The sequence below is a fragment of the Fluctibacter corallii genome (assembly GCF_025751585.1).
GTDB lineage: Bacteria > Pseudomonadota > Gammaproteobacteria > Enterobacterales > Alteromonadaceae > Fluctibacter_A > Fluctibacter_A corallii.
Genome location: NZ_JAOWKX010000003.1, coordinates 160,804 through 185,916 on the forward strand (window position 1 = coordinate 160,804; position 25,113 = coordinate 185,916).

The window sequence follows — 25,113 nt, forward strand, 5'->3', positions numbered from 1 at the left end:
AACTCCTCAGATGAAGCTATAATGAGTAAACGCACGATTAAATACATGTTCTAATGCACTTGGTGTGAATGATTACACGAGTGGGTGTTTTAAGACTGGAATTGGTTTAGATAGCTTTCAACTTTTTTGTTGGAGCTCATGAGTTCCTGACAGTTCTCTTTAATGTTTTCGCTAATCAGATCAATATTGTCCTTTGAGTCTTTAATTTCCAACATTGACGCTTTTATTTCATTGAGTTGGCTTGAAAGAATATCTAAGCTAACCTCATCTCCGTTACCTTCTTTAATGACTTCTACGATTTGATCTATTGAAGACTTCGTTTTTTTAACGATGACATTAGATGTCTTGCTTGTTTCAATAAATGTTTCGAGTTGTTTTTGCTGTTGATCAAGTTGGTTGTTAATACTCACTATCGACTGGCTTATCATTTGAACCATCGACGTGATATCACTTAGACTATCCTGTGTAGAAAATGCGAGTTTACGAACCTCGTCAGCCACAACCGCAAATCCTCGTCCTTGTTCGCCCGCTCGCGCTGCCTCGATGGCGGCATTGAGTGAAAGGAGATTGGTTTGTTCTGATATGTTTTTAATAATTTCGACAAACCCCTCAATAGATTCAGCTTGTTCTTTTAAACTCTTGAATGACAATCTCATGTCAGAGACCGAGCTCTCATAGTTCTCTAATTCTCTTAATGAATCTTTGTTGCTTTTTTCTAATGAATCCAATTCTGTTTTAACGTGTTCTGTAGACTTGGCAGTGTCTTGAAGTGTCATAAATAAATTGCTAGATGAGGTTTCGAATGCCCTCAAAATATCGACGGATTTTTCATAGTTTTTGCTGTGCTCAAATAGATTTGAATCAATGCATTGGCTATTTTCATTTAAAGCAATGGCGGTAGATTTCGACTGTTCATAGCTGCTTTTTACACTATTAATGGTTGAGCTTATTTTTATTCTGAAATCTTCAATGACACCTAAAAACTCTGACATTTCACTGTTTAATCGTGTATTGGTAGTGTTTGAAACATTTAGTCTGTTTTCTTCAAAGTTTCTTAGGTAGTCTTTCGTGCTAGAAAGAGAGTCTACGCCCCATTTTTTCTCATCCAAATCATGAATAAGAATAACGACGGCTAGTATTGCTTGTATGGCGATCGAGTAAGGATTATCAGTTAGAAAGGCGGCGTTAAATGTGAGTAAAATAATACCTATCCAATGGGTGATTCTCATTCTAGTAAATAGAGAGTTGATTTTTATCCTTACCATAAATCTATGCCTGTTAAAGTTAAAAGGTCACGATAATACACATATAATGGACAATTGCCTACAATTTCGACGTATTGGCTTGGACTCGCAATTGTGTCACATGAACAAAATGTCGCTGCGGTAGCCGTGATGGCAACTAGAAACTAAGATATACCTCTCTTTATGTAATAAAATTACGTTTTTTATGAGATCTTTTAGCTATGTATATATTGCGTATAGTTATTTGCATTCTATCTATATCATTGATTTAAAACGAAAAATAAAGCTTACTTCTCTGGGTTAACATTTTTGCAACGAACTCTTTTCAGTAATAAAACAACATTAATTTGTAATTTAGTTACAATTTAAGTCGTCTTCTCTACTAACAACGATTGAGGTAACTATGAAAAACGTCATGCTATCTATTGCTCTTGCTACTCTTTTTTCAGCATCTGCACAGGCAGACATTCAATCACCTAAGAAAGTTAGGTTCGTTGGTGATGTTGCTTACGCTGGGTTTTGTAAAGCTGTAGTCAATGATAATGTTGATTTGTTCAAGCGCTCTGTTCGTCGATTTGTCGGCCCTTTAGGTGGCACGAAAGAAGAAGTGCTAGCACGTGTTTTGCGTAATGATAATGTCACTTGCTCTGGTGAAGGTATCAAAGACTTCGCGAATCAGCGCAATGCGACAGATGTGGTAGCGTATATTGAAGGAACCTCTGCGTAAATACTGTGTAATTTAATGCAGGTCAAACACGTTTTTCAGCTCGGTTACAACTAAGCGAGACTGCTTAGCCGTAATCTACAGCGAGCCTTGGCGGCTCGCTGAGCTTGAAAAATATATTACTGCTTATTCGTGAGTAGGGTTGCCATTGCTCTATTAAAGTGTCCCATCCAATTAGGACAAAACTGTCCTTCAGCAATTTTGTTAATTTCAATCACGGCTTTCTTTTTTGAGCGTTGAACATGGCCCGTATGGGCACGTTCATGTGTCATCGCATCGAAGGTATCTAAAATCGCTAATAGTTTTGCCCCCTCGCACATGTCTTTACCTTCTAATCCTAGTGGATATCCGGAACCATCAATACGTTCGTGGTGCTGCATAACCATTTTTCGCGCATCATTCCACTGATCAAGATGCTCTAGTAATCGAGAGCTCTTGTAGACGTGAGAGCGCATAAGATTAAATTCGTTTTCATCTAATTTGGTTTTTTTGTGAAGAATTTTCAGAGGCATAAATGCCATGCCAAAATCGTGAACATAACAAGCCACGGCTAATTGGTCTTCTGCTACGGGCGACCCTGCTACTTTATTCACAAAAAAGGCCAATTTAGCAATTCTGTCTCCGCGCCCTTCCCAATACATAGAGCGCCGCTCAATGGGCTTCATGATTTCTCTGAAGAATAAAATGTCAATCTGCTTTTCTGCGCTGATGCCTTTTGGGATCCCCGTATTGGCGAGCGTGGTGGAGCGTGATGGTGGTGTAACGACTTCTGCATTTTCGATTTCTTCTGGCGTTCTGACATCAAGTCGTGGATCAAGCAACAATACGGCATCGGCAAGCAGCTTTTCATGATTGTCTGCGTTATCAGGTTTGATCTTTGAAATGTGGTTAACCAAATGCCCAAATAGCTCATCGTCGTATTCGGCAGAGCCATTTTGAATACAGGCTTCGACAAAGGTTTTGACTCTGTCCATGGTGAGAAGCACCAAGTCACTCATGGTGCTGGTGTAATTCAATTGGCCTTTGCGTAAATAATCTAACAGGTCTTCCACATGCTGTAATAATGGGATCATTGGCGTAAAGCTAACTAAGCCCAAGTCACCTTTTATGGTGTGAACTGAGCGGAACAATGCGCGCTGAAGTTCATTGTCTTGTGGGCGTAATTCTAGCTCGATAAGTGTTTGTTCACTTGCCTCGTACAACTCGTTTATTTCTTCAAGGAGATCATTGAGAATATCTTCATCGAGGTCTTCGTGCTTAAATGTTTGCATTGGGTAGAGGCGCCTTAAATTATTACGTATTTCAATTCGGTATATCGGCCCATTTTGCAGCCGCTTCAATGGTTATTCTAAGCGTAGTCAATCTGACATGATTTCCCTACTAATGATAATTTTTATATCACCGACTGCTGTGCTAACTCAATACGTGGTGAGGGAATTTATTCGCGGTTCAACGTATTTAGCTTATGTTTGTAAGCTAAACTCCTAATATCGGCTATTCGTTTTGTGAGTTTATGGCATTTTTTATAAAAAATATCTCAGGTATGACAAGCTTTTGTTGAAAAGTATGTATACTTGCCGCCTCCAAAAAAATTGAGAGTACATGTGTTAGCTATTTTAAGGATTGTTATCCTCTTTTTCTATTTTATCGGCATTAATATCGCACTGATTGCAATGTGTCTGGTACGCCCTTTTCATCGCAATAACGTGTATGCCGCCGCAATGGTTTATGGCTCTATGTCACGCATCATGGGATTAAAGGTGAAGCTTGAAGTTCCCGAGTCAGTGAAAAAGGGGGGCCCTTATGTGCTGATTTGTAATCATCAAAATAGCTTTGATTTGGTGACAGTGTGTTTAGCCTCACAAAAAGGCATGGTAACTGTTGGAAAGAAAAGCCTTAAATGGATCCCTATTTTTGGTTGGCTTTATTGGTTAACAGGTAATATTCTGATTGATCGTCAGAATAAAGGAAAAGCGCACGACACATTAAAAGCAACGGTCGAAAAAATTAAGCAACGGCGTTTATCTGTTTGGTTCTTTCCAGAGGGTACGCGTAGCTACGGAAGAGGGTTACTCCCCTTTAAAACGGGCGCATTCAGAATTGCCCAAGCGACCAACGAACCTGTCGTGACGGTATGTGCAAGTAATCTGCATAACAAAGTGAATCTGAATCGCTGGGACAATGGTACGTTACTAATTAAAGTGTGTGAGCCTGAAAGTATGGATGACTCGAAAGACATCAAAGGCTGGGCTGAGTATTTCCGTGACAAAATGAAAAAGGAAATTCAGGTGCTTGATGCACGAGTCGAAGAATTAGAAAATCCAAGGTAAACTGTATCTAACTTAATTAATCTGTAGAGTCACATGAGTCAATTAGAAGAAAAGCAAGAGTGGTATGAGTTCAATCAAGAAACCGTTGATGCACTAAAAGAAGATGGCAGCGACGAAAGTCAGCCTCACACTATTGAATATCACTTAGCGGGCGAAGATTTCGATAAATTGGAGAAAGCTGCGGTTGATGCTTTTAAAGCAGGGTTTGAAGTTGGGGATGCGGAAGAACTGATTTTGGATGACGGCGGTACTATTTTCTGTTTTGATGCCGTGGTTGAACGTATGCTCGATCTTGACAAGATTAATGAAGACACAGACACCTTACTAAAAATCGCGGATAAACATCAGGTACATTTTGATGGTTGGGGAACGTATTTTATAGAAAAACCCGTTAACTAAGTGTCAAAGCGATGAACAAACAAACCCCAGCATGGCTGGGGTTTTGTGTTTTTGGAACACCCTTTTTCAAAGATAATGGGAATATTCTATACGCATAATATTAATAGGACCTGCGTTATCGTTACAGCTGATACTGGCGTTTTAGCGCTTCAATGCGTTGTTTAGACGCCTCTTGCTGTAGCTCACGCTGCGCTAACTTACGCTTCGCCAATGCTGTTTTGTCAGCGGCGAGTAACGCCTCGATGTAATTGAGATAAATTTCTTCGTTTTGCATGTCATCGTTGATTGCGCGCTCATAGTATTTCAGCGCGTCATCGAAACGGGACTCAGCAACATATATTTGTGCAAGTGTATCCAGAGCTGCGGCATTTTCGGGCTGTAACTCAACCGCACGTAACGCAAATTCTTCTGCTTTGTCATTATCTCCTTCTTGAGAGTAAAGGTAGGCGATATTGTTTAACACCACGAAATTATCACTTCGCAAGGCAAGTGTTTTTTCATAAGTGGCTGCGGCCTTTTTAGGATCGCTATTGATTTGGCGCTCAGCGAGCAACATTAAAGCGGCAATATCTGTTGGGTTTGATGCAATATGTTTTTCTAAAAGTTGAATCCCATCTTGCTGGCGATCTAGCAATTCTAATATCGCTAAATTTAATACAACGTTACGAGTATTTGAAACAGCTTCATATGCTGCCTTGGCCAGTGGAAGTGCATCTTGCGGTTGCTGTTCTGCTACGAGAATACGGGCAAGTGTACTCTTCATAATGGGCAAGGCTTGAATGTTGTCAGGTAGCGCGTTAAACATCTCTCTGGCTTGTACGAATTGACCTGACATCACTGTAAAGTGCGTATTCAGCATGGCAATTTGAGAGTCATTACGATTTTCTAAAAAGCCTGAGGCAAGCTCTACGCCTTGCGTATAGTTTTGTCTGGCATCGAGAATCAGCAATTTCCCTAAAATGGCATCTTTATTAAGAGGCTGCAATGCTAGCCATTTATCATAATGCGACAAGGCTTTGTCAGTTTGATTCAAGCGTAACAGCAATTGACCGTATAAAGACCAAAGATTTGAAGCGGTTTGATTGTCGAAGGTGGTGTCTTCAAGCAGTGCCATCGACGCATCATAATTTGCTTCAGAAAAGTGCATGCGTGCAACTAGCTCTTTCAGGGCCTTATTTTCTGGGGAGGTATTAAGTGCGTTTAGAGCGGGCGTCATTGCACCGTCAGATTGTTCTGAGGCTTTTTTGACTTGATAGTACGCGGCAATAGCAGGGATAAAATCTGCTTTTTGTGCGAGGATTTGGTTGATTTTATTCAGTGCCTGCTCATTTTGGCCTTGAGCTACATCAATGCGTGCTTCTGCCAATTGCACTATGCCGTTACCGGGTTCGATTTCGAGGGCTTTTGTTACTGCATTTCTGGCGTCAGTAAAGGCTTTCTGCTGAATATAAACCTCAGTTTTAAGAATATAAGGGTCAACGGAATTCGGCTCGGATGAGATCCAGTTTTCTGCTAGCGCTAACGCTTTATCAAATTGTTGTGTGGCGAGGTAAGCGGTGCCTAATGTGGTTTTCGCGCTCTCTAATGCGGGTGATTTGTCGACGGCCTTTTCTAAGTCGAGAATCCCTTCAACATTATTTAGTGATAATTTCAATACGCCAAGACGGGTAAGGTCTTCAGCAGATTGGCTGATGGTCTCACTTTTTTGTACCAAGGCTTTAGCTTCTTCCACATTGCCTGAACGAATGAGTTCATATCCTGTGCGAGAAAATAACGACGCATCGGATTCGGATACATTTTCGATTTTATTCAGTATTGTGCTGGCTTGCGACGTTAAACCTAGCTGCAATTGGCTGGCTGCCAACATTTTTAGTGCTGGATGCGCAGGGGGAAGGTCGCTAGCGATAAAGGCTAAATGGCGATTCGTTCCTTCAAAATCTTGTCGTTGATACGCAGCGTAGCCTGCAACGAGACGAAGAGTTGGGTCTGTGTTGCCTTGATAAATCGCTTTCTCAGCGTATTCTTGGGCAACTTCGAATTCACCCTCTGCCGCGCTGGTTGTGGCTTTTAATTGGTTGAGTAATGGATTTTCTTTGCTGAGTTTGAGCAGTTCGTCAATATAGCCTGCCGCTTCTTTGGTATTTTGATTATTGACTAGCAGCCTAGCAAGAATGAATTTACTTTCTGTGTCTGCGCTGTCGTTTTTAACAAAGTCACGGTATACCGCAATCGCATCTTCTATGCGATTTAACTGCAAATACAGTCGCCCTTGCAGTTGCATAATGTCGGCATTCATCGGTGCTTGTTCTCTGAGCGATGCCAGTGATGTGAGTGCTTCGTCGTAGCCTTCATTCAAAATCAGGCCGACAACCTCAACCAAGCCTTTGTAGACAGAACGCGTATCTAGCGCTGATAGCTCTTCTACTAATGCGGCTGCCTCGCCTTGTTTATCTAGTGCCAGCAAGGATTGTAATTTTGCGAAGCCGACTTTTAGTTTTTCTACGTCAGACAGCCCCGTATTTTTTATGTCCATTTCACTTAATGCAGCGTGCGCATTGGTTTGCTTGTACGCTTGTGAAAGCAATGGCACGACTTCATTCACTGGGTAGCCTAAATCCATCGCGCGGCTCAGTTCTTTTTCAGCATTGGCGTATTCTTTACGTTGCATATACGCTTCACCGAGCAGAAAGCGTGCTTCTGCTGATTTTGGATCAAGTTGCACTGCGTTTTTCAGTTCAACGATGGCTGCGGGGACGTTATCTTGTTCTAAAAAGGCCTTAGCAGAGGTGAGATGTTCATCACTTGTTTGCTGACCACAGCTGATTAAAAAACCTAAACTTAATGCAATAAGTGACTTTTTCATGAATACTGTTCCTTTCTTGCTTCGCTGCAATTGGTTAATGATCACACAGCGTTAACACTTTTTCCTGATTGCAGTTAACACGATTCGCTATTTTTTAATATTTCCGCACGGATTTTGTTCGAATCGCAGATATTTTGGTATATGCCCCAGAGATCTAATATAATTGCGTTGTTGTACTTTGTCGGCGCAACACCATACGCATGACTATGATTTTCTCATCATTCCTTTCAGATTGTAATAAGCCGACCACCAGGGATACTTAATGACCAACACTGCAGAACTCAGTTTTAAAGACCTAAATCTACCTGAACCTATTTTAAAGGCCCTTGATAAGGTTGGCTATGAAAAGCCTTCACCTATTCAGGCCGAGAGCATTCCATTGATTTTGGAAGGCCATGACTTGCTTGGACAAGCACAAACGGGTACGGGTAAAACGGCTGCATTTGCGTTGCCTATGCTGGCACAGGTTGACGCCGATGACAATTACCCACAACTACTTGTACTTGCTCCAACACGCGAACTTGCGATTCAGGTGGCAGAGGCTTTCCAGGTATATGCGAGTTTCTCTAAGAAAATTCGCGTATTGCCGATCTACGGTGGACAGGCCTATGATAATCAGATTCGTCAATTGAAGCGCGGTGTGCAGGTGGTAGTTGGTACGCCTGGCCGTGTAATTGACCACATTAAAAAAGGCACGCTCAAGCTAGATAAGCTTAAGTTTCTTGTGCTGGACGAAGCGGACGAAATGTTACGCATGGGCTTTATTGACGATGTTGAATGGATTCTTAGTCATGCTCCTGAAGACCGTCAGACTGCGCTGTTTTCGGCGACGATGCCGGAACCAATTCGTAAGATAACCAAGCGTTACCTGAACGAACCCAAGCATGTAAAAATTGCGTCTAAAGTGAGCACCGCAAGCACAATCCGTCAGCGTTATTGCCAAGTAGCGGGACATCACAAGCTTGAAGCGTTAACTCGTATCATGGAAGTCGAAGAGTTTGACGGCATGATTATCTTCGTGCGAACCAAAACCGCCACGATGGAGCTATCTGAAAAATTATCAGCACGAGGGTATGACGTAGAACCTCTTAACGGTGATATTCCACAGAAATCCCGTGAACGTACAGTTGATCGCCTTAAGCAAGGACAGGTTGATATTCTGGTTGCAACCGATGTTGTAGCACGAGGCCTAGATGTAGAGCGCGTGAGCCACGTTATTAACTTTGATATTCCTTACGACACCGAGTCATATGTACACCGTATTGGTCGTACTGGCCGTGCTGGTCGTCAGGGTGACGCGATATTGTTTATTTCTCACCGCGAGAAGCGTTTGTTGTTTGCTATCGAGAAAACGACGAAGCAGCGCATCGAATCGATGCCGATCCCAAGCATTTCAGAATTGAACGAAACGCGTCTGAGCCGCTTCAAAGCGAGTGTATTCGAAGCGATGAAAGATGATTCTATCGAAGCGTTAATGCCTGTGATTGAAAGCATTCAAACAGAAAGTGAAGCTGAACCAGAAGTGATCATGGCTGCATTAGCTAAGATTGCACAAGGTGATGAGCCGCTTATTTTAAGTGAAAGTGATCGACCTGACCTGAATGCACGTGCACCTCGCGAAAGACGCGACGATCGCCGTGGTGAGCGCGGTGAGCGTGGCGGTAGAGATGATCGTCGTGGCGGTCGTAATCGCACGCGTAGCAAGCCCGAAGAAGGCATGCGTCGTTATCGTATAGAGGTTGGCCATGCTCACGGTGCTAAGCCGGGCAATATCGTAGGCGCTATTGCTAACGAAGCAAACATAAATAGTAAGCATATTGGTGCTATCGAGATTTATGACAACTTCAGTACGGTAGATTTACCAGACGGTATGCCAAAAGAAACGCAAGCAATCTTGCAAAAAGCACGCGTTGCAGGGCAAAGAATGTCAATCCGTGAATGGAGCGACGAGCCACCTAAGCGTCGTCAGAAAAAACAATAATTTACACCAAATAAGCCCATCCTAGTGATGGGCTTATTTTTATGTGGAATATAAATGAATTTTTGATGCTTTGTGGGAATATAAAAACAAGGCAAAATAGACGCCTATTTGCGCTTATGCGTGTTGTCGATTTTTCGTGTGAGTAAATAAACCATGCAATACTTTCCAGTGTTCTTAGATGCAAAACAAATGCAGTGCCTTGTTGTTGGTGCTGGCGAGGTTGCTGCGCGAAAAATAGAGCTACTCCTTAAATCGCCTGCAAATATTACCGTTGTTGCGCCTTGGGTATGCGACACAGTTGAACAGTTTGCTAAAGAAAAAAAGGTCTCACTGGTTCGTTCCGTTTTTCTACCCGAGCACCTCGAAGGTAAAAACATTGTTTTTGTTGCGACAGATAGCAGTGACGTTAACGCACATGTACATCAACTTGCTCAGCAACAACATATCATGGTCAACGTGGTCGACAACACACCACTGTGTTCGTTTATTACGCCCTCTATTGTAGACCGTGCACCTATTACCATTGCAATGAGTAGTGGTGGCGTTGCACCTGTCCTTTTGCGCTACTTACGCCAAAAACTGGAAGGGTATATTCCTCAGAACATACGTTTGCTCGGACAATTTGCTGAGGGCTTTCGAGATAGAGTTAAAGGTGCGTTTACCACGGTCACTCAGCGTCGTTATTTCTGGGAGTCGGTATTTGATGGCGATATCGCAGAACATGTGCTTAAAGGTGACAATGAAACCGCTGAAGCATTGATGGAAAAAGCGCTAGCGTCGCCACAAGACTATCAGGAAAAAGGCGAAGTGTATTTAATTGGTGCTGGCCCAGGCGATCCTGAATTACTGACATTTCGGGCGTTAAGACTGATGCAAAAAGCGGATGTTGTTGTGTATGACCGACTGGTATCGAAAGAGATTCTGGAGTTAGTGCGTCGCGATGCGGAAAAGATTTATGTGGGTAAAGCGAAAAGCAATCATACCGTTCCACAAGAAGAGATAAACCAGATTCTTGTACGCGAAGCGCAAAAAGGTAATCGCGTGGTGCGACTAAAAGGAGGCGATCCGTTTATATTCGGACGTGGCGGTGAAGAAATCGACACTTTGGTTGATGCGGGCATTGGCTTTCAGGTGGTTCCAGGCATTACCGCAGCAAGTGGCGCATCCAGTTATGCAGGTATTCCGCTTACTCATAGAGATCATGCTCAGTCTGTGGTATTTGCAACAGGCCATTTGCGAGACAATACTATCGAGCTCGATTGGCCCGCCTTGGTACAGAAAAATCAAACCATGGTATTTTATATGGGGCTGACAGGATTACCTGTTATCTGCGAAAAGCTCATTGCGCATGGTGTCGCTGAGTCAATGCCGATTGCGTTGATCGAGAACGCCACCCTTCCACACCAGCGGGTGATCACAGGTACGTTATCGACCATTGTCGAAGAGGCTGAAAAGCAGAATATCAAACCGCCAGCGCTAATTATTGCGGGTTCAGTAGTTACCCTCAGAGAAAAGCTAAATTGGTTTAATTAGTTTGTCGCGACAAGATTTTTTAGCTAAAAGTGATAGTGATAGGATATAGTCAACGTCGCTTTTTAGATTGGAGATACGTTTGTCTCGCGTCGCATGTCTGATTTTCGTCTTAACAAGCTTTGCTGTTTGCGGACAGCAAACACGGTTTTCTCGCAGCGCCGAAGAGGGCGGCGTTACCTTGCATTATGCATGGCTAGATCATCAAAATGACAAGCAAACACTGTCGTTAACGTATCCGTTATCCCTTGCCAATACGCCCTACCAAAAAGTAAAAAATTATCGTCCTGATGTTGCACAGCGCCATGTATTTGTTGAGCTGATGCGATTGGCACAAAAGATTGACCCACGGGAAGCGTCGGTGTCTGTAAAGCAGCAAAACGGACGGATTGCCATTAATGTAAGAAGCCGTGAGCAAGCTATGGTAGACAAATGGATGGCTGAGATGAAACAAAAAGAGCAAACCATTTATCAAGACTATTTGGCTGCAAACTACTACACGCGGTTTACAAATTTTGCTGGGCAAACCGCCATTAAGCCCGATCATATTCGCTATATCAAAGACAGCGAGGCATTTTTACAGCCGATTGTGCAGCAGGTGTTTGAGGCTGTTGGCAGTGCCAGAGATACCCGCGCGTATATTGATTATGTGTTGTCGCTAATTCAAGCGATTCCATACGATGAATTACAAGATAAGTCGATTTCTCGTGGTTCAGGCTATATGCCTCCGATGGATGTCCTGAATAATAATTTAGGGGATTGTGATAGCAAAAGCGCTTTAATGGCAGGGCTACTGCGCGCGTTAATTCCGGGGTTGAGTATGGCAATTGTTTATCTCCCTGATCATGCTTTGTTGGCAGTAAATGTGCCTAAAAAAGATAATGAGGCAATCGTAGAGATTGATGGAATGCGTTTTTTACTTATGGAGCCAACAGGCCCTGCGATGTTACCAGCGGGAGAAATTGCAGACACTAGCCAACTAAAAATTGATATGGGGATGTTTTCTTACGAACGCGTACCCTAATTTGCGCCGTTAATAAGAAATGGTGCTTCTCGTCATAAAAATGTCATAAATTTCCTGTTAGCTATTTAAATGAAAATAGTTATCATTTATATTATTGCCATTCATCGTCCCAAGGATTAATTATGACAAAGCTTCTTAGCCTTACGGCAGTAATGACTCTAGTTTCTTCCGCTGTATTCGCGCACCCCTCAAACCACTGGGATGCTTACGAAAAACAATCTCAATTACTGGTTAATGATATCGAAAATGCACCGATAAACGTGATTGCCAGTGATGCAAAAATTTTGGTTAGAATGGCAAAAGAAGATATTCTTCCCGCATTTTCCAAAGCCAACCCTGTTTGCGAAGAGTATGTTCAGGCCATTATTGATGCCAGTGATCACATGCAAACCCTGTCTTTAGATCAAATTGAAAAAGACTATCACGCAGACGGCAAACTTCCGGCAATGAAAGATCCGGTGTGCTATCACGCCAAAGACATGTTGGTTCACCCAGCTACCGTCGTGGTAATGGCAAAAACTGAAAAAGACAGCACGGCGATGCGCGAAAGCATGAAGCATGAAATTGATGAAGTGATTGAACACTTCCATCAAGCGCGTCCCAAGCAGCACTAATCACCCATGTTACAGGCGTAAATCACGCCTGTGACTTCTCTCCCGTTTTCGCCGAGTTGGCGACAGAACAGAATATGGCTGGAGTAGGGTTAATCAGATTCCCAAAACAGCATCGCAGCACATAACACAATCATTTCTGGAACAAACACGGCGTAATTGAGCGAACGTCATTGATTTATCCGTGTCGCTATTCACGCTTTTTATACCGAAATAAATGCACGCTTTTACACATTAAATATCTATCAACTACGCGAGCTATGTAAATCCCATTTGGAATTTAATGCGATACGTACCTAATCAACATTGCTGTACACATTATTACCACCAAAATCCGCAAGTATATGATTGATATTCTGAAGAGGCAGTGTGATGCTATCCAGGCTCCTACTGATTGGCCGACCATCATTATGATCCCAATAGACCAGAGAATTTGTCCAAAAAATAGAAAGACAAAAAGGGAGCCTATGTTGGTTGCGCAATTCAGTATCTTAGCGGTTGCTGTAGCTTGAAGAAATGTTTGAGCTCGGCAAACACGTCCAGCTAAAGTAAAAAAAGAGCCTGTTCCAGGTCCAAGTATCCCATCATACACACCAATCGCTGGCACTATGTATTTTTGATAGCTTACCGACGACAATTTTGGCTGCTTGTTTTCTTCATTTTTCGTGGGAGTGAGTAGAAAATAGATGCCGGTAATACAAAGCGCGACGGGAATAATAACTTCCAACATGTCTGTATTAATAATTTGTACAAGTAAGGCACCAACTACCGCTCCAATGAAAGCAACGATGATAAGACAATTAACCACTTTCCACTTCACACGACCATGGCGTAACATCATCAATGCAGATGTCGCGGTTCCCATACTCGCTTGCAGCTTGTTAGTCGCTAACGCACCCATTGGTGGTACTCCAGCCATCATCAAAGCCGGCAGAGTAATTAGGCCACCACCTCCTGCCAGTGTGTCCAAAAAGCCTGCGAAAAGAGCAGCTACGAATAGAAAAGTAGCCAGCTCACTGCTTATATTAAGAATTTCCAACCTACCCTCTCTTGCCTCTACGGTCTGAAAAGCGCCTGCCTGCTATAAGGAGCGCGCTTTAATGAACGATATCGTAGCGTGATAGTATCAGTCGATCATGAAGTGTGATATTAATGTTATTTAACTATATAGTTAAGATTGAATCTAATGATAAACAGTGATGACTTAGCCTTTTTCCAAATGATTGCAAGCAACCCTTCGCTCGCAGAGACCGCTCGAACCTTGAATGTTACCCCTCCAACAGTTACGCAGCGACTGCAAACCCTAGAGCAAAAGCTTCAATTGAAACTGGTTGAACGACACGCACGCCGAATTAGCCTCACTGAAGAAGGAGCGCTTTTAGCGCAGAAAGGTAAGCTAATTCTTACTGATTTGGCTGATCTAATTGATGACCTAGATCGCCAAAAAAAGGACATATCTGGATGTTTACGCGTGCTCTCACCGTTTAGTTTTGGGCAACAATACATTGCACCATTATTGGCAGAGTTTCAGAGCTTGTATCCGAATCTGACAATTGAACTCGAGCTTTCTGATATTCCAAATTGGTCAGTCGGAAAATCATGGGATGTTATCATTTACATTGGGGAGCTAAGAGATTCTTCGTTGACACTACATCACATTGCACCCAATGGCCGATTCCTTTGTGCTTCACCTAGTTACCTTGAAAAGCATGGATTTCCTTCCCATCCAGATGACTTGCGTGACCATCAGTGTATTGCTCTTAGAGAAAATGCGGAAGATGTGACCATGTGGCGTTTTTCAAATTCAAGAACCAATGAGCAATCTGCTATTCGAATTACGCCTAAGCTCGCTAGTAACGATAGTCGGGTGGCGAAACAATGGGCTCTGCAAGGGTTGGGGATAATTCATCGTTCGGAGTGGGATTTGACTAAAGAAATTAAGGAGGGGCGGTTAGTAAGACTGTTACCTGATTATAGATTACCTTCTGCTAATATTGTCGCATTAACTGGCACCAATCATCGTGCACAGACTCTGCGGACAGCTAAATTTTTAGAAATGTTAAAACATGAATTAGGCGCAAAGCCGTGGTATGACTAATTAACCTTCTCTATGACTAGAAAGGGCGACCATTATCACTTTAATCGAATCGCCCATTTATTAAATTAACAGTATTAGTGACTTTCTAGATAGGGCCCTAGTAAACTCGGTAGAGCAGAGCGTCTGCGACTGCTCGCATACTGTCTGCAATGCATACGTCTTGAATATCTACCCTTTCCAACTGGAATCTTGTATTCACCGTCATCAAGCTCTCCTCTACCATGAGTTGCGTTAGGTTGATTCTGGTAACATGAATTTGGAATAAACAGTAAATCGCCAGGCTTCAAGAAAAACTCAATGACCTCCATTTTTCTCAATGTCGCCAGAAATTTTTCAAATAGTTCAGCATCCTGTACATCACTTCCGACATATTTCATTCTGCCTTCAGATGCGTTTGTACAGGTACCTATGATATTTGAATCTGAATCAAGATAGATAGGATAATTAATCTCTCCAACGAATCCAGATATCTCGCCGTCAGCAGGACCCGCAATGTGTGCTATTGGCATGTTTGACAAACGTTTAAGCTCTTCATTACTGAAGCCGTCTTTGACAAGAGAGCGCTGTAAGAGCGTAGGCGTAGAAATGTACGTCTTCGTTTTTAAATTCAAGATTCCTTTCAATATTGTTGCATCTACTCGGGTGTATTTTCCAGATAGTACCTCTGAAACGACGTCTTCAGGCGACTTTGAAAGTCGGTTTGCTACGGTGTCAATGTCGGTATTTAATTCGTCTAACTTGGCTTTTAAGGCATCTTCTGAATCTAGTTCAGTATACACCGTCCCATCACTGTGTTGAAAAAACCGTCCACCACCCGTGCTCGCTCCGACCTTTCTCAGCTTCTCTTCTTTAGGTGATATCAAATGGAAACGATTACCACCCCCATGTTCAGATGGGTGGACTACATCATCATGATTCAAAAGGGTGGATATAAGCCAGCTTGTCCATTCAGATAAAAATGACTCTTTTAATCTGTCATACTTGTTTAGTGCATAGTTAAATCCGCGCTCTTCGTTAAAGTCGAGGATTTTGTCCCTAGGCTCTTCTGGCGTGTTAGTAAAATATATAACAGGCAAATCACCATTAGTGTGTGACTCACTTATTAGCCTAAGTAATGTATTTACGGGATCTGAACTAGATTTATCCTTTCTTATCTTTTTCAGAAAATTTAATGCGTGGAGTGCGAATCCGACAATCACTTCGTTACCGCATAAATAAGGATTTTCGTCACTCAATGTTTGATCAATATATTGACTAATAAAGTCTCTAAATTCATCTGGCATTTCAACTTCTATATAATTTTCGAGATATTTATATTTTGTTAATTCCATCGCTTCATCCTCACACCAAAACCAACGCCAACACCTGGGTCATAAGGTAGTTGCTTTGCCTAGTTGTTTCTGGTCAGTACTTTCCATTCTGGTTTAGATAATCTTTCCTTAGGTAAATAGAATCGTCGATTACTCTTAAATTAGTTTATGACTCGCACTAAAGGTCTCATCCGCGGGGCAGCGGACAAGACGAATGATTCTGAAAAACCTTTTTAGGATTGATTGTTATTAATGTAATTTACGATTATTTGTTCTTGAACCTTGGAAGTTCGCACTGATATGCCTGCAGCGCGTCGACCAATTTGCCTACACCAAATTTATAAGGATCAGTAGTAGGTAACCCTAATTCTCGCTCGACTTTAGCGACTTCTAGGGCTGCTTCTTCCGCATTCATTGGGTGCGTATTCAAGCTGATTCCTACCACTTTCGCCGGTTTCGTATATTTAGTAATATATTCGACCCGTTCGATGACTTCTTGGAGGCTAGGGATGGGGGTTTGCGTCCCATAAATGAACTCTCTGTTTACATGGTGACATAGAATCATTGCATCAGGCACTGCACTTTGAATTACTTGGCAAGTGACGCCGCCAAATCCTGGGTGTGTGAGTGCTCCCTGTCCTTCAATGATTGCCCAGTCTGCACCTTTAGCCGTTTCGAGTACGACTTGCTCCATCGCACCACCGAGAAAATCCACGACAACCGAATCAATACAAAGACCACTTCCAGTGAGCATAATACCGGTTTGGCCTGTTGCACCAAAGTTTGCTGCAATATTTCGGCGTTTTGCTTCTAAAGCAATCTCTATCGCTGTGCTCTTTTTGCCAACGCGGCAATCAGATCCAACAGTGTGAACAACAAATGCTTCAACTTCATCGGCGATGCCTCTGCCTACCGGTACATTGCTAGGAACTGTTTTGGTGTCAGTTAGCGTTACATTGAACTTCTTCGCCAGCTCAGCAAATTCCTCATCTTCGTTCAGCTTGTATACTAATCCAGCAATAATATCTAACTCAGCACTAATGGCATCTTTGATAATAGGTCGCCACTCTGCTGGAAATTTTTTTCCTTGAATTGTGACACCAATAAGCATCGTATCTGGGTGAAATGCTCGCGCCTCTTCAAAGGTACCAACAATCGGTATGCCTTCGCCCCATCCTAGAATCTCAGATACATCTTTACCTGCGTATTCACTATTAATTACTGCGACACATTGTGGTTCGTTGTATTTGATGAATGCGGATGCAATTTTGCTCTGCACTACCCCAAAATTACCTTCACACATGATTACAATGCGTTTGTTTTTGTATTGTTCTGAAAGCATTTTCAACCTCCTAAAAAAGAAAATAACAATATTTACCTGTAGACATCCAAACTAAAGCTAATCAATATTCAGTGCTTTTTTCTAAGCTTGGGCTATCTTCTTCGGTGAAATCGGGAATGGCTAACCTTTCAAAGGTGCAAATTGGGGGGCTGTAGATATGAATACTCGCAGCCGTTTGAGTGCCTCTATTCTCAATAAGGTGAAATATGGCTTCATCATCAATAAAATCGAAATCACCAGTTTCCCGTGTTTTCAACTTCATTTCACCCTGACCGTCACCATTGAGGCGTAACTGTTGTTCTGTTAACTCGCCGTCAATTACAATGAAACTACAGAAACTGTCACCATGATTATGTAAATGATTAGCGATATTTTTAGCCCACACAGCAAGTACAATCTCAACATTTTCGTTTGAATATAAAATGTTTCTTGAATAACTGTTTGCTTCAACCGTGTAGGTATCTTTAATGTCTAAATAGATTGAGTTTCGATCGAGATCGAGTTGTGGGCAGTTCTCAAACAACTTAGAGAGTTGCTTTTTTATTTTGTCTTTACATGTCAGGTAATCAGTGACATTGTGCATTTTATTTTCCTCCCTGAATCTGTCATTAAGTAATTGAGTTGAGTTTGTTTAAGTAAGATTTTCTAAATTGCACCACGGCGACAGTGATTGCCATCATGAGCATAAGGGCAAACGCGACCAATGCGGCTTGTTTAAAATTAATGTCGTTTGCGTAGGAAACGAGCATGCAGCCAAGTGCAGCAACGCAGGCATTGCTGATATATCTTGTAGAGGCTAGCCTGCCTCTTATCTCGCTAGGAAAAGAGGCTTGTTGGACTGACATCCAACTCACTGTTGAGGCGGTAGTAAAAAAGCCGAAGAGAATAGTAGAAACTACGACTGCGACACCGTGTCCGTCGTACACATACAGTAGATATAGTGATGCTGCTGACAACATTGAGGCCAGCGTTGCGGGTAACCTCAAATTTGCTGGGGACACTGCTTTGGCAATAAAAATTCCCCCTGCTATTGCTCCCACGGCAAAGGCGATATCTATAATACTTAGCCACCTTGCGAGGTTATCGAAGTTATGTTTAACGGCTGGTGCTAACAATAGATTGAAGAGGGCGATTGCAAGATAATCAAATGTCGCTATGCCAATAACAACTATCATCTCTTTGCTGTTCATAATGAACTTGAACACTTTAATCCAACTGCCTGATTGACTATTGTCGCTTGGCTCCGTGGTGGCATTAGGTGCAAAAAGGCAAACAAACGAGTAGCAAATAAATGCAGCAGTGAACCCCCAAAAGACGCCGAATAATACGGTAGTTGAAGAGTAGCGCTCCAACATCACGCCAGCTAAGGCCATTCCCAGCAATTGACCGCACTGCAAAGATATAGACATGTAACCATTGAACTTCTCAAGTTTGTCTTTTTCGCTTAAGTCGGCGATCAATACAAACACAGAGTTGCGAATAAATGGTTTTGAGATATACAACCCCATTGCAATAAGTAACAGTAGGTTGGGTTGATTTATCAATTCAGGGTTTGCAAAAAGTATTGTCCCAATAATGGCACTATTGCTCAATGTAGCAAAAGGCAGAACCCACCGAGCACCGAACTTATCAACGATCGTACCGGCCATACCTTGGATCAAAATTGAGACGCCAAACTCTCCCAGAATTGCAAAAGTAAACGCCCATAAGCTGTCAGTGGCTTCATAGAGAAGCATGCCTAGTGCAAGGGTAAAAATCCCCCTTGCAATATTTATCGAGAACTCTCCGAGCCAGAACAAAGGCATTATTGCATTTCCCAATTAAGATTGATTTTGAGGGTTTGCAATGACTTATCTGCCTGCTCAAGCGCGCGCTCAGGGCTGTCTGCTTTAGCAACCGCCCACACAGTTCTGGCGAAACTATCGGTTACAACGCCCATTGTGGAGCCAGCCTCTTTCATCGGCATAACTTCAACAACACCTTCAACAGCTTGAGCTGCTTCGATATTATCTATAGAAACTAGTTTGGTATTCGTATCAAATCCCAAGGACAGGAAGCGGATTGCGGCAGCTTTACCTTCAATTGCATTTACTGCATCTTGCACTTCTGTAAGGACTTTTTCTCCCAATGTCTGGCGTATCTGTATTTCAAATACATCTATACCTGTTACGAGTTCGATAAGTTTAAATATGCGATCACCACCTGCTCGAGAATGTGACTCGATTAGTTTGGGTCCTTTTTCGGTTAGCATAACTTCTGTATGGCTCAAACCGTTTTTGATCCCAACGACACTCAGCATATCGCGCACAAAGCTCTCTATGTTTTCTTTGTCACGTAAAGAAATAGACGCGGGGAAGGCATGACCATTCTCGATGAAAGTTTCTTTATCTTTTAACTTTTCAGTAATACCCAAAATAACGTGTTCACCATTCTCAGAAAATGCTTCAACGCTATACTCCTTGCCTTGTAAAAATTCTTCAGCAATGGCCGGAAATGTATGCTTTGCATCAAAGAAACGTTGCATTTCCTGATTAATATCTGCGGCACTCTTAATTCTGATGATGCCGCTACTACCCGTTGAGTCAAAGGGCTTCACGATGATGGGAGCATTAACTTCACGAAAGAAGTCTGTAATATCATCTACCGATGTCACTTCCCTGAATTGGGTATCGTCTAATCCTTTGGCGTGCAGTAGTGCGCGTGTTTTTTGTTTGTTGTAAAGTACATCAAGCGTGGCCAAATCTATCGAAAAGGGAAGTTTCAGTTTTTCCGCGACAGCTATCGCGTGCTCTTGTGCGGTATCGTTAAAACAACAAATGGCATCAACAGGACTATGTTGATGTATAGCATCAGCTACCGCTTGATACTCTTGAATAGAAGCATCAGCCTCCATCATCATGATTTTGCGATAAGAAACGTTAACATCTGAGGGGCGGACATTTTTCTTGTCGATAATCAACGAAATCTCATGTCCCATTTCTAATGCCTTCTGGTGAGCAGGGCGCACTGTTCCGATAATCAATATATGCATTTGATAGTTCCTTATTCAAAAATCACTGTGTTTCTGGCCTGCTCAGCGCTTTCAACTGCTTCCGCCACGGTGTTTCCACTGGTAATCACGTAACCACATCTCGCCAACGAACTGTTCATTTCTGCTATCTTGTCTCCAACTTTTACAGATAGATTGACTCGAATAACATTGGGTAAATTAATTGCGTCTTCTAAATGCAAAATATTGCTCACCCTACTAACTTTTGGCATGACATATCTGACAGCTGCGGCATGATGAAGCGAATTACGGGAAGGCTGCTCAATACCAAGAAGATGTGTTACCGTTCTCTCGAAAACATTGATGCCAGTGGTTATATGGGTCAACTCCCATATATTGTCACCACCATTTCGAGTGTGAGTCTCGATAATGTGAACCTGAGAATTATTGACTTTAACTTCTGTATGGCAAGGCCCTGTTTTATGACCTAGCAAGTCCAGTAATAAACAAACTTTTGACTCGATCTTTTGTTGAATTTTTTCGTCAAGTTGAGCGGGCTGATGATGCCCAATTTCTACAAAATGGGGAGCACCAGTCGTGAGTTTTTCCGTAATTGCCAGTATTTGGTGCTGTCCGCTAAGGGAAATTGACTCTACGCTGAATTCATTGCCTTCGATAAACTCCTCGATTAACAGATCGCAGTCTTCGGCTGCTTGTGAATAGCCGAGCGCTTCATCAACATTGTCTGTGCTAATTTTTGTGACACCAATACTGCCCGCACCGTCGTATGGCTTAAGAATGGCGTTTTTATGTTGAGCCAAAAAATTTTTTATTTGCTCAACTGAATTCACTCTTTCAAATGCGACATTGTCTAATTCAGTGCCTTTGAGCAATCCACGCATTTTTAACTTGTCACGACTAAATTCGACAGCATGTTCATCACAGTTTGACGGAATACCTAGCGACTTCGCGATGATCGCACATGGTTTTAGAGCGAGTTCTTTATATCCTATAACTGCATTATATTGCCTTAAATTATGGAATGACTTTGCAAGACTTATAACGGAATCAACGTTTTTATAATCAGTAATGAGTAATTCATTAGCTATCTTTTGTTGATATTCGGTAACTTCTTCGCGGACCTGAAATAGGGTGTAATCTATCCCAAGCTCTTCTAAGCACTGAATATGAAAGTCCTGGGCACCGATCACTAAAACTCTAAAGTCTGATAAAAACATTTAATTAACCTTTAAGATATGGCTATTTAACCTTTAAGATATGGCTATATTTAATCCTTGATTTTGGTAGGAGTGACCCTGCCGCTAAAGCATTAAAAATCAATTTATGAGACAAATACACCGCTTACAAATTTCCCAAAAGGAAGAAAGCCGAACTTAACAAGAGCGTGATTAACTGCGAAATATAAGACTAAAGATTAACAATATGGATTAGTACATAAAACACACAAAAAATATTTCCATTCCCTTTAAAATACGATCATGTAAACCTCAGATCGCTTGGTAGCGAAGCTGATAAAAAATATAAGTCTTTAAAATCAATATCATAAAGGGTGGTGCGTGGAAAAATACCGCGCATAACTCTTATTATTATTCTAACAATTTATTAACACTCGTAGAGGTGTGCCAAATAATTTGCACAAAAGATACTCGCTTGGAAAATGTTTTTCAATACCTCAAGGTTAATTTAATGATCTTTTAATATGTTCGATGTTATTAAAAATGTTTATATAATATACCAAATGCTACCGTGGATAGTTTGGTTACATTTTTAAGTCTAATTGGTTAAAGTTTTGAAAAATAGGCGGCTTTATTAACCTCCTGCCAGCAAGGTGCCCTAACTCTTATTTTTAGTACGTTATCAACGAAAATCTGTTTAGGGGTGGCACCCCTATATAGCCTCTCTTGACGCTAAAGTAATATCCATTCGCTTTCGGTTGGGCCGATACTGCAGCGCACATTTCAGCCAGCTTAGCTAGTTCGGTTAACGCCATGGTTTCGAATTTTTCAACTCAGTCATTCTCTGAAATCCAACTCCAGTGCCGTAGTACCATGCCTTATGGCAACATCAGTAAGCAAGCAGCATCCGTAAGAGCTAATGGCGTTAAATGCCTCGGTGTAGATGGTGTTTAGTTCGGTGTTTAGTCGCCGTCAGCATGAACCATTTTCGCTTGTCGATGCCTTCACTTCTTGGGCCAATGCGTATGCATAGATACAGAACGGTGAGCTGTAAAGGATAGGTGAGCGATTGAAATTAAGAGGTCTCGCAATCTGAACTCGAAGGTGTCTCGCTTTAAGATAGTCCATTGAAGTACGCAATGAATAACACAATGTTGCCTCTTCGAGTTAAATTTGCGGCTTCTTGAGTGGCGCGCTGATTGCCTCAATAAAGCCGAATAAATATGTAAGTGAATAATCTATATGTAAAGAATTTTTCATTTGTATATTGACTTTGTGTTTTATTTTTAATAATTTTTTGCGCGGCGATTTAAGTGACCTTTTATTTCCAATGTTCACTCTTTCAGGTTTTCTTTTTGTCATTTAAAACGTTCTGTTAATTTTATGCTTGATTAACCTGAAATAGGTAAACGGAAGTAATATTTAAATTTATAAGGAGTTAACGTGAATAGAGTACAAGATATAGGTTTTGCGCACCCTAAGAGCTGTTTAGATTCAAACGAAAGTGCAGAGGTTAAACGTCGTATCGATTTGTACATTGATGGCAAAATGGAAGAGTGGGACAAAGAAGTAGTGTATGCCAAACACTTGTTTGAACCTGGCGTTGATAAGAATTATTACAAGCGTCACATGATTGAGCATGTCTGGCGTATACGTATGAGCCGAACAGTTCAAGCTAAAGTACTTCATCAAATTGCAAAAATTTCACCTGAGGCAGCGCAGTTATATGCACGTTATCAAGATGAAGAAATGCTGCATGATATTTTGTTTAAAAACGATGCAATGGCCAGTGGCGTTACCGAAGACGAGATTAACAATACAGAACCAATGTTTGCCACGCGTTTGTTGACAGGCTTTAAATACTTTGTAACCGAGCATGAAAATCCACTTGGTGCGGTCGCATATAGCTACTTGGTTGAATATGTGACGGCAAAAACAACCCCAGCTCAAGTTAGCAACCTAAAGTCTGAGTTAGGTTCTGAAAATGTTAAAGGGCAGGTTGCGCACATTAATACCGACTTGAGTCACGATCATTCTGGCGACATGTGGGAAATCGTTCGAGCGCTTATTTTTAGCGAGAATGATATAGACGTATTTCTCAAATATATTGATGAAATTCAATCTCTTCTTGCCATGTATTACAAAGAACTTTATGACACTACGATAGGTACAGATACTATCAAAGCGGCTTAACAAATTAGGCCAGTCAACTACGGTTGGCTGGCTAAGGTGCTGTTTATACTATGTTAGCTCTTCTGCTAGGGAATGCTGCATTCTGCCGTTTTTTGATGGGTAGATTTTTGGCGTTAATATGTGATCAGATTCTACTTTTCGCAGTCCCCTTAATTATTTACCGAAATACAGGTAGCATCACGCAAACTGGCTTAGTTTTTTTCTTAGAATGGCTTCCTCGCGTCGTTTCTCTTCCTTTAGCAGGCGCATTGGCAGATAAAATTGGTGGTCGAGTACTGTTCCTTATTTCTGATTTTGTTCGGGGGACCACATGTTTACTCGCTATATTTTTGTTGCTTCATTATGACCAATACAGCATTTACATTCTGGGCTTCTTAGTAATGGTAAATGCATTTTTTCAGGCTCAATCATTGATTGCTGTTGAAACAGTCGTGCCACGTCTATTTGACCAATCTCGCCTTACCGAAGTGCAATCCGTATTACAAACATTGATGCAGCTATCTATGATTCTGGGGCCAATTCTTTGTGGCTTATTAATACTGGTAATGGAAAAGTACTATCTCATATTGGTTACGTCAGTTGTTTACCTCGCCTGTGCATTAAACACCATGACCCTGTCATTTGGCCTTGATGCAAAGGTAAAGCAAGCAGAGCAAAAGGTAAGCTTTTTTGAACAGTTGTATAAGGCATCTTCTCTGATATACCGTCAATCAAGGCTCAAACGCCTCACTTGTGAGTCCATCGCCGTCAATTTGTTATTGGGTTTAATGTTAGGGCAAGCGTCAATAATTGCTATTTCTAGGTTCAATGTAACCGATCATACTTTTAGTTTACTCCAACTGGCACTGGGGGTTGCATCCGTTCTGACGTTGATTTGCAGTAGTCAGATCTTTCGTCGTTTTGACGGAATTACCGTTTTTATTTGTTCCGTTTGGTCAATTTTTATTGGAAGCCTGATTGCAGCAATAGCAACTGAATTCTGGATGTTTACTTTGGGCTACGCTTTGATGATTTCATCGTTGGCACTATTCAACGTTTATATGCGCGCTGAGAGGGTAAAACTCATTCCAAAAGATGACTTGGGAAAGGTGATTGGCATTATGGTGATGTTTAATCAACTGCCACTACCATTGGCTGGCGTATTGATTGCGGCTTTTTCTGAATCTGTTGGGCCGCAAAATTTACTGTTATTGGTCATCCTAGGTAACAGCCTAATTTATCTTTCATTTTATCTGTTACCGAAATTTAAGGCGGCTCGAAAAGTCAGTACTTCATAACC

20 protein-coding genes are annotated in these 25,113 nt (G+C 41.8%); 10 read left to right on the plus strand and 10 right to left on the minus strand.

Annotation, left to right across the window (positions count from 1 at the left end; all coding sequences use genetic code 11):
- Positions 1-89: 89 nt before the first annotated feature.
- On the minus strand, positions 90-1,265 hold the full coding sequence (locus OE749_RS06970; RefSeq protein ID WP_263711689.1) for a methyl-accepting chemotaxis protein: 1,176 nt from the start codon (positions 1,263-1,265) through the stop codon (positions 90-92).
- Between the two features lie 382 nt (positions 1,266-1,647).
- Between OE749_RS06970 and OE749_RS06975 the strand changes: the two genes are divergently transcribed.
- The gene (locus OE749_RS06975) at positions 1,648-1,971 is read left to right on the plus strand and encodes a hypothetical protein (RefSeq protein WP_263711690.1); all 324 of its coding nucleotides are present in this window, start codon (positions 1,648-1,650) and stop codon (positions 1,969-1,971) included.
- Positions 1,972-2,087: 116 nt separating this feature from the next.
- Here the strand turns inward: OE749_RS06975 and OE749_RS06980 are convergent, their stop codons facing one another.
- The gene (locus tag OE749_RS06980) at positions 2,088-3,239 is read right to left on the minus strand and encodes an HD-GYP domain-containing protein (protein ID WP_263711691.1); all 1,152 of its coding nucleotides are present in this window, start codon (positions 3,237-3,239) and stop codon (positions 2,088-2,090) included.
- A gap of 333 nt (positions 3,240-3,572) precedes the next feature.
- Between OE749_RS06980 and OE749_RS06985 the strand changes: the two genes are divergently transcribed.
- Positions 3,573-4,298, plus strand: a complete 726-nt coding sequence (locus tag OE749_RS06985) for a 1-acylglycerol-3-phosphate O-acyltransferase (RefSeq protein WP_263711692.1) — start codon at positions 3,573-3,575, stop codon at positions 4,296-4,298.
- 33 nt (positions 4,299-4,331) lie between these two features.
- Positions 4,332-4,697, plus strand: coding sequence for a ribonuclease E inhibitor RraB (gene rraB, locus OE749_RS06990; protein ID WP_263711693.1), 366 nt, complete (start codon positions 4,332-4,334; stop codon positions 4,695-4,697).
- A 121-nt stretch (positions 4,698-4,818) separates the two neighbouring features.
- Here rraB and prsT read toward each other — a convergent pair whose 3' ends face one another.
- A complete protein-coding gene (gene prsT, locus OE749_RS06995) occupies positions 4,819-7,560 on the minus strand; it encodes an XrtA/PEP-CTERM system TPR-repeat protein PrsT (RefSeq protein ID WP_263711694.1) in 2,742 nt (913 codons plus the stop codon).
- A 262-nt stretch (positions 7,561-7,822) separates the two neighbouring features.
- Here prsT and OE749_RS07000 point away from each other — a divergent pair, with 262 nt between their 5' ends.
- From OE749_RS07000 to OE749_RS07015, 4 genes are all read left to right on the plus strand, one after another.
- Positions 7,823-9,541 carry a DEAD/DEAH box helicase gene (locus tag OE749_RS07000; protein WP_263711696.1) on the plus strand — a complete coding sequence of 573 codons (1,719 nt, stop codon included), beginning with the start codon at positions 7,823-7,825 and terminating at the stop codon, positions 9,539-9,541.
- Between the two features lie 153 nt (positions 9,542-9,694).
- Complete coding sequence (gene cysG / locus OE749_RS07005) at positions 9,695-11,074, plus strand: siroheme synthase CysG (RefSeq protein WP_263711697.1); 1,380 nt, start codon at positions 9,695-9,697, stop codon at positions 11,072-11,074.
- A gap of 79 nt (positions 11,075-11,153) precedes the next feature.
- Complete coding sequence (locus OE749_RS07010; RefSeq protein WP_263711699.1) at positions 11,154-12,095, plus strand: transglutaminase-like domain-containing protein; 942 nt, start codon at positions 11,154-11,156, stop codon at positions 12,093-12,095.
- Between the two features lie 122 nt (positions 12,096-12,217).
- A complete protein-coding gene (locus tag OE749_RS07015; protein ID WP_263711701.1) occupies positions 12,218-12,709 on the plus strand; it encodes a hypothetical protein in 492 nt (163 codons plus the stop codon).
- Between the two features lie 277 nt (positions 12,710-12,986).
- Here the strand turns inward: OE749_RS07015 and OE749_RS07020 are convergent, their stop codons facing one another.
- Entirely contained in the window at positions 12,987-13,745 is a 759-nt protein-coding gene (locus OE749_RS07020; protein WP_263711702.1) for a TSUP family transporter, read from the minus strand.
- Positions 13,746-13,892: 147 nt separating this feature from the next.
- Here OE749_RS07020 and OE749_RS07025 point away from each other — a divergent pair, with 147 nt between their 5' ends.
- Positions 13,893-14,804 (plus strand): LysR family transcriptional regulator, encoded by a 912-nt coding sequence (locus OE749_RS07025; RefSeq protein WP_263711703.1) that lies wholly within the window; start codon positions 13,893-13,895, stop codon positions 14,802-14,804.
- A 74-nt stretch (positions 14,805-14,878) separates the two neighbouring features.
- Here OE749_RS07025 and OE749_RS07030 read toward each other — a convergent pair whose 3' ends face one another.
- From OE749_RS07030 to OE749_RS07055, 6 genes are all read right to left on the minus strand, one after another.
- A complete protein-coding gene (locus tag OE749_RS07030; protein ID WP_263711704.1) occupies positions 14,879-16,135 on the minus strand; it encodes a hypothetical protein in 1,257 nt (418 codons plus the stop codon).
- Between the two features lie 244 nt (positions 16,136-16,379).
- Positions 16,380-17,456 carry a DUF1611 domain-containing protein gene (locus OE749_RS07035; RefSeq protein ID WP_263711706.1) on the minus strand — a complete coding sequence of 359 codons (1,077 nt, stop codon included), beginning with the start codon at positions 17,454-17,456 and terminating at the stop codon, positions 16,380-16,382.
- Positions 17,457-17,517: 61 nt separating this feature from the next.
- Positions 17,518-18,039 carry a cysteine dioxygenase gene (locus OE749_RS07040; protein ID WP_263711707.1) on the minus strand — a complete coding sequence of 174 codons (522 nt, stop codon included), beginning with the start codon at positions 18,037-18,039 and terminating at the stop codon, positions 17,518-17,520.
- A gap of 25 nt (positions 18,040-18,064) precedes the next feature.
- A complete protein-coding gene (locus OE749_RS07045; RefSeq protein WP_263711709.1) occupies positions 18,065-19,261 on the minus strand; it encodes an MFS transporter in 1,197 nt (398 codons plus the stop codon).
- Positions 19,261-20,487 (minus strand): ATP-grasp domain-containing protein, encoded by a 1,227-nt coding sequence (locus tag OE749_RS07050; RefSeq protein ID WP_263711711.1) that lies wholly within the window; start codon positions 20,485-20,487, stop codon positions 19,261-19,263. Before OE749_RS07050 ends, OE749_RS07045 begins: the two co-directional genes overlap by 1 nt.
- An 11-nt stretch (positions 20,488-20,498) precedes the next feature.
- Positions 20,499-21,683, minus strand: coding sequence for an ATP-grasp domain-containing protein (locus tag OE749_RS07055; RefSeq protein ID WP_263711713.1), 1,185 nt, complete (start codon positions 21,681-21,683; stop codon positions 20,499-20,501).
- 1,401 nt (positions 21,684-23,084) lie between these two features.
- Between OE749_RS07055 and OE749_RS07060 the strand changes: the two genes are divergently transcribed.
- Together OE749_RS07060 and OE749_RS07065 are read left to right on the plus strand one after the other, a co-directional pair.
- Positions 23,085-23,834: an iron-containing redox enzyme family protein gene (locus OE749_RS07060; RefSeq protein WP_263711714.1), complete on the plus strand. Its 750-nt coding sequence runs from the start codon at positions 23,085-23,087 to the stop codon at positions 23,832-23,834.
- A 50-nt stretch (positions 23,835-23,884) separates the two neighbouring features.
- Positions 23,885-25,111, plus strand: coding sequence for an MFS transporter (locus OE749_RS07065; RefSeq protein WP_263711715.1), 1,227 nt, complete (start codon positions 23,885-23,887; stop codon positions 25,109-25,111).
- Positions 25,112-25,113 lie beyond the last annotated feature (2 nt).